General features: G+C 33.1%; 9 protein-coding genes. All 9 read right to left on the minus strand.

The window, feature by feature from the left end; genetic code table 11:
- Positions 1-13: 13 nt before the first annotated feature.
- The 9 genes from JJC03_RS16550 to JJC03_RS16590 all read right to left on the minus strand — a co-directional run bounded on the left by JJC03_RS16550 (position 14) and on the right by JJC03_RS16590 (position 11,967).
- The gene (locus JJC03_RS16550) at positions 14-1,633 is read right to left on the minus strand and encodes a class I tRNA ligase family protein (RefSeq protein WP_309597817.1); all 1,620 of its coding nucleotides are present in this window, start codon (positions 1,631-1,633) and stop codon (positions 14-16) included.
- The gene (locus tag JJC03_RS16555) at positions 1,627-2,661 is read right to left on the minus strand and encodes a C45 family autoproteolytic acyltransferase/hydrolase (protein ID WP_088398996.1); all 1,035 of its coding nucleotides are present in this window, start codon (positions 2,659-2,661) and stop codon (positions 1,627-1,629) included. Before JJC03_RS16555 ends, JJC03_RS16550 begins: the two co-directional genes overlap by 7 nt.
- A 1-nt stretch (position 2,662) precedes the next feature.
- Positions 2,663-3,244 (minus strand): GNAT family N-acetyltransferase, encoded by a 582-nt coding sequence (locus tag JJC03_RS16560; protein ID WP_235873733.1) that lies wholly within the window; start codon positions 3,242-3,244, stop codon positions 2,663-2,665.
- Positions 3,244-3,504, minus strand: coding sequence for a hypothetical protein (locus JJC03_RS16565; protein WP_088445279.1), 261 nt, complete (start codon positions 3,502-3,504; stop codon positions 3,244-3,246). The genes JJC03_RS16560 and JJC03_RS16565 overlap by 1 nt, the downstream gene beginning before the upstream one ends.
- A 59-nt stretch (positions 3,505-3,563) precedes the next feature.
- Entirely contained in the window at positions 3,564-5,117 is a 1,554-nt protein-coding gene (locus tag JJC03_RS16570; protein WP_235873734.1) for an AMP-binding protein, read from the minus strand.
- Between the two features lie 25 nt (positions 5,118-5,142).
- Positions 5,143-5,793 (minus strand): beta-ketoacyl-[acyl-carrier-protein] synthase family protein, encoded by a 651-nt coding sequence (locus JJC03_RS16575; protein ID WP_235873735.1) that lies wholly within the window; start codon positions 5,791-5,793, stop codon positions 5,143-5,145.
- A gap of 294 nt (positions 5,794-6,087) precedes the next feature.
- Positions 6,088-10,686 carry a thioester reductase domain-containing protein gene (locus tag JJC03_RS16580; protein WP_235873736.1) on the minus strand — a complete coding sequence of 1,533 codons (4,599 nt, stop codon included), beginning with the start codon at positions 10,684-10,686 and terminating at the stop codon, positions 6,088-6,090.
- A 9-nt stretch (positions 10,687-10,695) separates the two neighbouring features.
- Entirely contained in the window at positions 10,696-11,421 is a 726-nt protein-coding gene (locus JJC03_RS16585) for a class I SAM-dependent methyltransferase (RefSeq protein WP_088399008.1), read from the minus strand.
- A 45-nt stretch (positions 11,422-11,466) separates the two neighbouring features.
- The gene (locus JJC03_RS16590; RefSeq protein WP_088399010.1) at positions 11,467-11,967 is read right to left on the minus strand and encodes a GNAT family N-acetyltransferase; all 501 of its coding nucleotides are present in this window, start codon (positions 11,965-11,967) and stop codon (positions 11,467-11,469) included.
- Between the last annotated feature and the right edge of the window lie 5 nt (positions 11,968-11,972).

Below are 11,972 nucleotides of genomic sequence, written 5' to 3' on the forward strand. Positions count from 1 at the left end.
TACTATGTGATTTTTAATTTGTTAAATCTTGTAATTTTCCAGGCAGGCATTTTTCAAGAATTTCATAGCTTATTTCTCTAAAATAAACATCGGGAGCTATGTTTTCTTGTAACTGATTACCAATGAAGAAATTTTCGAAGTTAATTTCATTTTCAAAACATAGACTTCTCCAAAGTTTTTTAGAAATATTTGGCATAACAGGATAAACTAATAAAGCATATCCTTTAAGCCACCAATATGAATTATTTTTCTTTGCTTCTTTGGACATTTTTAGATAAGAACTAACCCAAAGTTCAACAGGCAGCAACAATTTGGAAAAAGCAAACTCAGGAGGTTCTATGTAGTTGTTTTGTTGAACAAGCATTTCTTGTAAGTTATTAAACAAATCCTGACATAAAACATGAGGACTATTGCTGGAAGATACTATTGCTTCTTTAATGGCTTTATTATGTTTACCGCACAATTCCGTATTTACTAGATCGATAAAATCATTAATGTCAAAATTTTTCGTTTCTTTTTCTGGATTTTGTTTTGTTAAGTAATACCGTACAACATCTGGCTGAATTCCCGAAATGGAAACAATATCGTTGCCCCAAATCACATTTCCTCTACTGGTAGAAAATTTTTCCCCATTCAGATGGTAAAGGTAGTTCGAAATATAATAGTCGAAGGATTTGTAATGGTCAAGCGTTTCGCCAATACCCATCAAACCTGCTGTAAACGGTAAAACAGTATCTACACCAAAACTAACAATAGAAGTGTAGGCAGAGTCTTTTGCCAAAGGATGTTCTTTTAATTTCATTTTTTCTTTACAGATATCAGCAAAAAAAACATAAGCCAGCAAGTTAGCTGTATAGCTAAAGATAACCTGTTTCTCAGAATCGTTTACGGGCCATTCTATTCCAGTTTCCTGTGGAGTGGTAAGCCGAATGTAAGGTCCCTGAATTTGAATATATTGTTTAAATAATTCAGTAAAAGAGCCGTTATTTACCTTATTGATAAGTTCCAACAAATTTTCGAAATCCAATTTTAAATAAAGCGAAGCTGCATCATAAAGGTTAGCATCTGGATAATTTTTTTGATCAAAAATATCTATGGGTCGATAATGCATGCCGCAATTTTCGCATAAGTAACTACTTGTAGTCGCTTTGCAATTAGGGCAATTTCCTTTTATCCAACATCCTGCAAGGTATTTTTTTTGAACAGAATCGAAGATAAAGATTTCGTCTTTTTTAATGACCTTACCCGAATCTACGAGGTTTTGTAAGAGCTCTTTTTCTCGTGTTGCAAAACTTTCCCGAAATTCATCATCTAACGGGTTGATAAAAAAATCGAATTCTATATCCAGTGCTTCAAAATCTTTCAAGATTAGTTTATGAAATTTATTACAGGCTTCATCGGTAGAAATACCTAACTGTAAGGCCTTCGACTCCATATGTGATTCATAAACATCCGAACCGGAAACGAGTAGCGCTGTACCACCTCCTCTTTGAATTTTTCGCTTTAGCACATCCATTTTTAAATAAGGTCCTGCAATATGTCCTAAATGCATTCTACCATTTGGAGTTGGGCTTGCTGGTAACAGAAAGAATTTTTTTCTTTTGAAATATTGAACTGCATGATATGTTAAAATTTAAATACTGAATAATTCTCTTTACAAGGTTTACCCTTTAGTGCATGAAATATTCCTTCTTTGGGTTGCATGATTACTGCGGCAACTGTTTCAGACCAATTAAAATTAGATTCGTTATGGGCGCAAGTACCAACCGGATATACCGAGTGATCCCGAAACATCGTTTTAATATCTTCCAATTCCTGCTTTTCGGCAATCTGTGCCTGCAATACTTCTAACCTTTTTCTAGAAGAGTTTTTACTGAAAATATTAACCACATCGTCTTTTTGAAGATCTTCATGCAAGTAATGATTAGTGTGTAGCAATATATCCGACTCGATAACACGATACTTACTAGGCGTTATTTCCAAGATTATTTGCTTGTGTTTGTCCTGAATGATAAAACTCCTCGAACTTGCTATGGGTAAACTTTTGATACAATCGAGACACTCGTCGATCTGTTTACATTCTAAAAATTTTCTTACTAAAAGATAAGGTGGTATACCTGCCTGCCATCCATTTGAAACGACTAGGTTGATGCATACGCTTAATCCAAAGTTATTCATTCCCATATAACCTAATAATCCTGAAAAAGAATATTGCAATATTTCAGGCTTATCCTTACCGAAAGGCTTCAATTTAAATACCTGTCCTAATGATGTCATGTCTCCATTCAGGTCAATGGTTTGGCCGGCTAGTAAATTATTAGGCCGATGTATTCCTATTGAGCTACAATCTCCAGCCAGAGTAAATGCATTAGATCCTATTATTTCTCTCCTGATTTGAAGCAAAATTGCATCCTCCAGCGTAATTCCAGCTCCTTCAGAAAGTCCTTTTATTTCTTCATAAATTTCCGGTAAATACCTTTGAATAGATTGCTGATACACCTCTGTATATGCTTTTACATTTTTTCCATTAATCGGTTTATTGCATAACCTATTAATTTGAAAATAACCATCTTCCAAAAAGCGATGAATATCCTCTTTTAGGAAAGAACCATGTTGCTTCCCCATTTCATAATAAGTACCGCTTAACTGTATTTCTTTCATTTCAGTTACTCTGTTTTAGCCATTCTTCTTTTAGTATGGAGTAATATATGGTATCTCTTCTCCGATCATGATGCATTAAAGTATGCGATCTCAATATTCCTTCTTCTGTAGCTCCTATTTTTAACAAAGCCTTTCTGGCTTTCCCGTTCAAAACATCTGTTTTAAATTCCACCCTTAAAAAGTCCAAGTATTCAAAAGCAAACTTTAATAATAATTTTTTGTAGCTGCCATTCACGCCTGTACCCTGAAAAGAACTTCCTATCCAGCTCCAGCCTATCTCAATTCTTCTATCTGGAACCGAAATATTTCCATAAGCAGACATACCCACTATTTTATTAATTTGTTTGTCGATAATAACAAAAGGTACCAGGCTTTTTGTTGAAAAATCTGCCAAACATTTTTGTACGTACAACTTCAAGTCTTCTTCTGTATAAAGTTCTACTGTGTAGTATTTCCAAATCGACGGGTCGGATGCTATTTCTTCCAGTTGCGATAAATCACCGGGTGAAACAATTCTTAGTTTGATTAGCTCATTCTCAATGATAAAATCCGGATTGAATAAAGTCTCTATTGCTGATACCATTATTTTATTTTTTGGGTTAATAATTCATACATATCCTGAACACTTTTTGCATTGAGAAGTTCATAATCGGCAAAATCGAGAATACTTATATTTAACTTTTGCGTAATAGAGGTGAGAAAAAAAACTATTTTCATTGAGGGTAAACCCAAATCTTCTTTTATCAACATACCTGGTGCTATAGTCATAGGACAACCTACTTGGTTTAACAACTCTTCCACAACTAGATTATAAATTTCGTTTTTAATTATTAAATTTTCCATTATTGTCTATTTTCCATTTATTTATAAAATATTAGTAATCTTTTAGCATTGGCTATGTGCTACACATCATACAGTTCTTCAAATTGGGTTTTGTATTTTTCATAAATATTTTTACGTTTGATTTTGTTTTGATTGGATATAAGATCATTTTCTTCCGTAAAATCATCATGTGTTACAAAAAATTTATAAATATACTCTTCAGGATGACAAGTGGTATTATATCTTTTAACCAATGGTTCTATTTCTGAATAAGTTACGTCTTCTGAATGCGGTATAATCAGAGCAGTTAAATAAGGCCGATTATCTCCATATACAATGCAAAACTTGACTTGTGGATCAACACCTATTTTTTCTTCGATACTACGTGGCATAATTTTCTTAGAACTAGATAAAGCAATCATTTCTTTTACCCTGTTAGTGATAAATAAATAGCCTTCTTCATCCATATAGCCCTGATCGCCGGTGGCTATATAACCATCTTTTAAAAAGGTATTATTTTGATCTTCTACAGGTGCTACAAAATAACTGCGGCATATCGGGTATTTATTTTTAATAAGAATTTGATCGTTTTCATCAAAACGCAGTTCAATATTCGGAAATATCTTACCTACACTACCTATTTTATTATTATCAGGATAGTTTTTAGCAATAATACATGTTTCATTCATCCCATATCCTTGGTATAATGGAATATTCATTGAAAAATAGAATTGAAGTACCTCTTTCGGAATGGGAGAAGAACCTGTCCATAAATAATTAATATGACCGCCTAGATAGTCCATAAAAGGTAAAAAAATGCCTCTAGTAGCTGCATCCGATTCTATAAATTGCCGGTATGCCCGTTTTATTTCAATATTTTTTTGCAGTATTGATGTAAAATCCCGGTACAATAGCTCGTAGATATAGGGCACCCCCATCAGCACGGTGGGTTTTTCTGTTTTAAGCGAAACAAATAAATACTCTTTAGGTACAATAATAATGGTAAACCTGAAAAATACAGCAGAATAGAGCCAATACCTTTGTTGCAATAAATTAAGTGGAAGAAATATGAGTAATCGCTCCTGATGATTGTGTTTAAAGAGATTCTGTACTCCGTTTATCGTATTTTCAATCCCTTCTACAGCATGTCCTATGATTTTTGGTTTTCCTGTGCTACCCGAAGTCATTTTATACGATATTACTTCTTCAGATGCGTACTGATGTCTTTTTTGCTTAATCTCTATTGGAGTTATTTTGCTATCGATAAGGTCGTTCATACAAATACATTCCAAGTTTGACAGATTTAGCTTGTCAAGCTTGTCCATGTAGTATTTATCGACCAGAATACAGTTTAAGTTAAAACCGTATTCTTGCAGATAATTCACGTCTGTATTGGGTTCTAACGGTACAAGTTTAATCCCACAGTAAATACAAGCGAAATCCATAATAACCCATTCTAAATTATTTCTCCCGAGTATCCCAATGGTTGTGGTTGCATTGTACCCTTTTTGACACAAGAATGATACAACGTGTCTGATCTTGGGATATAGTTCCTCAAAACTAATCTCAATACGTTTGTCTTTATAAAAGGAAATTATTTTACCTTCTTTATTTGATTCGATTTCATCGATCAAATTATTTATTTGAGCTTTTTGCATGCTATTTCACTTCTAATAACAAACAGATATTTGAACCCGAAGAACCTGTAGCAAACGAAAATATTTTAGAGGCCTGGGGCAACATTTTTTCTGCTATAGTCTTTAGGTTTATGATGAAATCGACACAATCCAAATGGCCGTATTTATATATATTTTCCTTAAAGAACTGAGACTCTTTAAAACCCAAACTGGAAAGGCATTGGGTAACCAAAATCGGATTGGCATTTTGGATATTAACATACATATAATCTTCAGGTACTAGCTGATGAATTGCAATACATTCTGAGATACATTTCAGGTAGTTTTTACAAAGCAATAAAGAATTATTTGTATCCTGATCAGCATTATACAAAAGTCCGTTAGTATATGAATGTTTGGCTACTATAGTAAAACCTTCTTTCTCATCGGTATTCATATAGATTATTCCGGCACCATCGCCATGAATCGCATAGGTTCCTACGGTTCGTTCTCCTATATCAATAATTTTGTTTGCAGCAAGGATAATCAAATTTTTGACCATTCCTGATTGTAAAAGCCCCTCGGCATAACTAACAACAAATTCGGTATTTGCACATTGGTTTCCTGATATAGATAAAAATTCGGCATTATCCAGTTCGTGTTTGTGAATTAAATAATGTCCTAAATTTTTCATTCGTTGATTTCTACCTAAGTCATCGTTGATTAAAATGAGCAAATCGATTTTTTGCTTATCGATTATTTTTTTTCAAAAAATTATTTAAGAGTATATCGAACATCGTCTCCTCTTTCATCGTATCAGCATAAGCTACTTCCGTCAAATTAATGCTGGTTTTAAAAAAATTTATTGCTTCATTAGCAGTCGTAAACGCCTTCGGTATTTTTTTTGATTCTGCCACCTTCGTAAAAATTTCTTCTATTGAAATCCTTTCCTTAGGTATATAGTAATCTAAATATTTTATCATGATAATTAATTTTCTTGTAAAATTATATCTTCTCTTTTTAGTAATTCTAGAGTTTTTTCATTCAATATAATACGAACCTTGTCTCCTAAATCAACAATATCATCTTGATCAATATCAAAAAACGGTAACCTCCACGAAATAGGTAACACTTCTTTTCTTGCTGTATTTAACCACTCTTCCTCATCTACACAAGTCAATTTATCAATATCTTCTCCGTAATAATCAATTACTAAATCTTTTGGCGATTGTTGTTTTGTGAAATGATGCAAAACAGTGTATTTATCTATCCCGGAGATATAATCCTTATTTAAAAAATAGCACATATTTTTAACCAACACATTTACTGAGATAGTTAAGTATTTCACCCTGTCATAATCAGGATAGATACCCAAAATGGCACAACTTTCCAAATACTGTTTCAACCACTGATTTGAACCATCGTGTGTTTTGTTTTCAGAATCCCATAATACCAGACCTACACGATGAGTAACAATGGGAATGTCAAATTTTTCTACTGCTTTTTCTACAAGTCTTTCTGCTACCCATTTACTGGCTTTATAACCAAGGGAATTATAGTGTTTCTCATTGGCAATACTACTGGATTCATCGACAATTACTTCCTTGTTGTAGGTCAGCATGTTAAATACAGAGGTTGTGGAAACATAATGCAATTTCTTTTTCTTTTTATTCAAACAAAATTGAAATATTTCCTCCATTCCATTCACATTAGCACGTTTTAATACATCGTAGTGTAAAACGTGGTTCATAAAAGTTGCATTATGTAGTACAAGATTTACATCATTAGACAACTCTTCGTAGATAGCACTATCTATACCCAATCTTGGTTGGGAAATATCACCTTTAACAATTACAATACGATTTTCATAACTATCCTGCCATAATCCCTTACCTGCTAAATTCTGCTTTAGTCTAACAAAACCTTCTTTTTCAGAATCGCAACGCACCAAGCAGTATAATTTGCCCAGATCATAGTTGAACAATTCACGTATCAAATAGCAACCTACATAACCCGTTGCTCCAGTCAATAAAATATTAGGGGCTTTAGTAGCCACAAATTCTTGTGTTGGAAAATCATACGTTTTTGTAAAAATAGCTTCTTTTTCTAGGTCGAGCTGATAATCTTTATTTGATTGCCCTTTGGTATTCAGAAGTTCTGCAAATTCTTTTATGGTTGGATGTAAATAAAAATCTACCAAAGTGAATTTGGTTTTGAATTCTTCATTAATTTGAGTAATAATACTGATTGCTTTTATGGAAGTCCCTCCTACTTCAAAGAAATCCTGCGTAATTTCTATATCCCCATGTTCAAGAATCTTTTTCCATATCAAATATAATAAGGTTTCGATACTGCTCATGGCGGTTTGAATTATCGTTTTTACTTCTGCAGGTACAGTTACCGCAGGCATTTCCGAACGTAGTGCCGAATGTGCAAATTCCCGATGGTCAAACTTTATATCGTTGATAGACAAGTTACTATTTTCTACTGCTTGAGCCATTGCATTTTTAATTTGTTCCAAAAAGAATACTGCAGTTTCTTCTTTATAAAGCGATACATCATATTCCATTTTTAATGAAATGGTATCGTCATGGCGAATGACCATAAAGGTTAAATCAAATTTGGTTGTATAGTCGTTTGATTCTAAAGCTTCAATTTCGAGATCTGTTTCATCTTTCTCATTTTTGCTATAGGATTCACTTTCAATTCCAACCACCATATAGTTAAATACAGGATTCCGATTCAATTCGTGGCGATAATTAATGTCTTCAACGATCTGTGAAAAAGGATAGAATTTATTTTCGTAGTAGTCGAGCAAATCATTAATCCTGTCCTGCAAATACTCTTTAAATTGCTTATTTTCATCAATAATAAATTTAACAGGAAGAGTATTGACAAAAAAACCAACGGTATCATTGTAGGTCTCTCCCATATCCCGCAATGTCATAGGTATACCGAATATAATCTCATTTGATTTGGAATAGTTTCTGAAAAACAAGGAAAGTGTACTTGAATAAAGCATGAAAAGGGAAACACTGTTTTCCTTGTTAAAAGCCAGTATTTTTTTACTGAGCGATTCTCCAAGATCAAGTGATACGTTCTTTCCTCCAAAATCCCTTGCGTTCATTCTTTTAAAATCGGATGGCAATTCGAAATTGAATTTGTTCATAAATTTACCTTTCCAAAAATCTTTAGTTTTAGAGGCAACCTGACTATTTAACAGATGGTTATAGTGTTGTGTAAAATGAATGTATTCAAGTGTGGGATTGGTCGTTTTCATAACTCCGTTATGATAATAATTCATAAAGTCATTTTTGATCTGTGCCAATGCCTGTATATCAACAGTAACGTGATGAGTTTTAAATACCAGTACGAAGTCATTTTGACCTACTTGTAATAGGGAAATTTTTAAGGGAAGCGAATCGTTAAATAATTCAAATTCTGTATTCAACTCCTCTTTTAAATAATCCTCAATATTCGTTTCATTTATTTCTATTTTTTCGTATACTTGGTATTTCCCTTCCTTAGGCAATATTTTTTGCTGGAATGAATTATTTGAATAAGTATAAGTTGTTCGGAATATTTCATTAGATTGTACCAAGTGATTGACGTAGTTTGTTAATTTCACCTCATCAAGATTGCCTTTTATTCTGAAAGCAAGTAAAACATTATAAGCCAAATTTGATTCTTTGCTATACATCGTGGCAATCAACATTTGTCTTTGATTAGGGCTCACAAGAAAAGAATAATCTTCCTTTTTATCTTCTACCTCTACTGTGGTATTAGTGGAAAGAGAATCGCTTATGAAATTAACGATGTCCTTAATTTTATTATTCAAAATAAATACTAGTGGTATTTTCACTTTGAATTCCTTATAGAAATTCGAAAGAATCTGTATGGATTTCAGCGAGCTGACCCCTAGTTTCATAAAAGTATCGTCTTCTTTTATAGTTGTTACAAAAGCATATTTCTGTATAATAGCATATACTTTGTTTTTTAAATCAGTTTGGCTATCGGTACTAACAGCACTCTTATGATTTTTTTGATTGTAAATCTCAAGTAATTTTCTATAATCCTTTTTCCCATTGGTATTCAAAGGTATTTCATGGATATAGACTATAGAATGGGGAATCATGTAGTTTGGCAAAAAGCTTTTCAGATAATTTGTGACGGTTTCCTCTTGCAGCCCGCTTTTTGCAGTATAAAAGGCAATAAGAATTTGATTATCAGCGTTTTCAATAAATAAAACAGCACATTCCTCTATTTCTTTAATGCCAGCTAAGACTGTTTCTACTTCCAGCAATTCAACCCGGTTGCCGTATATCTTTACCTGTCTGTCTTTTCTGCCAGCAAAATGAAGATAGCCATTTTTAAGAAAGCCTAAATCACCAGTTGCATATACGTTGACCGTTTTCTCTTCTATTTTGATGGTTACAAATTTTTCATTATTTAATTCATCGTTAAATAAATACCCATTAGATCGATAGTCGGTACTTATCATTATTTCCCCTGTTTCTCCTTCTTTGCAAATTTGGTTGTTTGCATAAATATATACTTGTGTATCTGGCAAAGGTTTTCCAAGTGGTACTATCTGCTCCCAGTTCTTTTCTATAGGTTCTGTAATTGTATAAAAGAATTTGGCGAGTGTGGTCTCAGAAGGACCATATAAATTTGTTATTAATGCCGTACTATTAATTTTCTCTTTCCATTGATAGACATCTTTCCAAAAAAGTGCTTCTCCTGCTGTAAAAACGAATTTTATGGAAGCAAAATAAGCGGCATCCTGTTGGGTAAATACTTTTAGCATAGACGGTACTACGTGTAGCAATTCTATTTTTTCTGTTTTGATCAAATCCAGAATATAAAAAATATCTTCTCTAACACTGCGAGACGGAATAATTAATTCTCCTCCTGAAAGTAGTGGTGTAAAAATATCTCTTAAACTGACATCAAAACCTAAATTAGTAAGCAAAGCCCCCTTTACTTCGCTTAGTTTGAACTCATCTATTTGCCATTCAATGAAGTGACAAAGAGAATCATTCCTTCCCAAAATTGCTTTTGGTTTTCCTGTACTACCGGAAGTATATAAAACATAGGAATTTGATTTTTTGTCCATTTCGATCTCTAATACCTCGTTAGTAGGCTTTTCGAGCTCGACCCAATCTCCAACTACTTTTTTTGAAATATGAAGTGTGTTTGCGTCCAACTCTATCCGGAGTACGAGTATATCTTCACTTATATTTTCTATTAAGTGAGTCCACTCCTTACTTACAAGAATAACTGAAGGCTTTGAAAAATGAAGTTGTTCTTCTATTTTATTTAATGGATGAGCGGTATCAATTGGCAAGAAAGCGTTACCACTTTTATTGATTCCTGTGATCGAAAGTATGTACTCTAAGCTAGGAGCTAATAACGTTGCAACTATATTGGATTGTCCGGTATTCGCAAAAATATTTTTTGCAAGCTGGTCTGACAAAGTATCTAGTTGACTATAACTTATAGCAGCAGTATCTGTTTTTACTGCAATTTTATCCTTATACTTCTTGCAGACTGTTGTTAAACGCGAACTGATTGTTTGTTCTTTCATATGGATTTATTATTTAATGGCTATTATTGAGAAGAATCGAAATTCTTGGTATACTATGTTAACCGATTTGAATCCTAGTGTTTTGAGCTGATCTATGGTGGTACTAATCAAAGCTTCTTTGTCGTTTTCACTAGCTTTAGCTCTACGGTCGTTTGCAATAATGGTGTCTATTTCTAATTCATCAATCATAAAATCTAACTGCATTTCAGCTATCAATCGAGCTTGAATATCTCGGCAAGCTAGGTATTCGATTAACAAATCCCCTTCGCCATGATCGATTTTAAACTGATCGAAATAGATAAACTTCCCGCCAATAGTCATATTCTCATAGATTTTTTTATACAGATCAAATTTTTCGGTATCTTTTAAATGATGGATGGTTAAAGCCGAGAAAACAAGATCATTGCTTGGAATGGATTGCCAATCTATATTTTGAAGCCAAGCCTGTCGATAGTAGATATTCGGTTTTTCTAAAAACTTACTTTTTGCTACATTTAACATATCTACAGAACCATCTACAAGTATACACTTCATCTCCGGAAACGATTCTACCAGTACCTTTGTAAAAAAACCTGTACCACAACCTAATTCTATACAATGAACCGGATTCATTTTATAGAAACTGAATATATCTTTCAACAATAAAACGTGGATACTTCTATTTCCTTTATCGAACTCGGACTCGTTGTCATATTGACTGGCTCTCTCCCTGTCATAATTTTTAATTTCACTCATTGTATTTGTTGTTTAAAATATCGTAGTACTCTATTTTTATAATAATCAATTAATATTTAAATGATATAGCCAATATTTTTTTTCGAAGAGAGGTTCAATTTCCTTGACAATTTCAAAACCCAAACTTTCATATATATGTCTGGCAGCATGCATAAATTCGGAAGTATGTAGAGCTATAATTTTTTCATCCGTTTTTTTTGCTAAATCAATACACATTTGCGTGAGTTTTTTCCCTATACCCTGCCCAGCATAATTAGGATTTACCCCCACCATACGTATGTAAGACCAATCTGCCTGAAAAATATCAGTAGGATTTCCGTTATGTACCAAATAAGCCATCCCTACCAACTGTTCTCCATCTAAGCAGATAAAGCAGGTTGAAATATCAAGTAGTTTTAAATAATTTTCATCCAGTCTTAGAATGGAATCCATTTTGTTCCAGTTTTTTTCAGACAAATCGTCTTTAAATTGCCCATAACTTAAAATTCCGAGAGCTTTAAGTCCTTCAAGGTCATTTTTAGTACCTTCTCTATAAGTTAAATTCATTTTGT

Source organism: Flavobacterium oreochromis, from assembly GCF_019565455.1.
In the GTDB taxonomy this organism is placed as follows: Bacteria; Bacteroidota; Bacteroidia; order Flavobacteriales; family Flavobacteriaceae; genus Flavobacterium; species Flavobacterium oreochromis.

Coding starts and splice junctions, on each gene's coding strand:
- JJC03_RS16560 (WP_235873733.1), bottom strand. CDS start 3,244: ATGGTATCAGCAATAGAGACTTTATTCAATCCGGATTTTATCATTGAG.
- JJC03_RS16585 (WP_088399008.1), bottom strand. CDS start 11,421: ATGAGTGAAATTAAAAATTATGACAGGGAGAGAGCCAGTCAATATGAC.
- JJC03_RS16590 (WP_088399010.1), bottom strand. CDS start 11,967: ATGAATTTAACTTATAGAGAAGGTACTAAAAATGACCTTGAAGGACTT.
- JJC03_RS16575 (WP_235873735.1), bottom strand. CDS start 5,793: ATGAAAAATTTAGGACATTATTTAATTCACAAACACGAACTGGATAAT.
- JJC03_RS16580 (WP_235873736.1), bottom strand. CDS start 10,686: ATGAAAGAACAAACAATCAGTTCGCGTTTAACAACAGTCTGCAAGAAG.
- JJC03_RS16565 (WP_088445279.1), bottom strand. CDS start 3,504: ATGGAAAATTTAATAATTAAAAACGAAATTTATAATCTAGTTGTGGAA.
- JJC03_RS16555 (WP_088398996.1), bottom strand. CDS start 2,661: ATGAAAGAAATACAGTTAAGCGGTACTTATTATGAAATGGGGAAGCAA.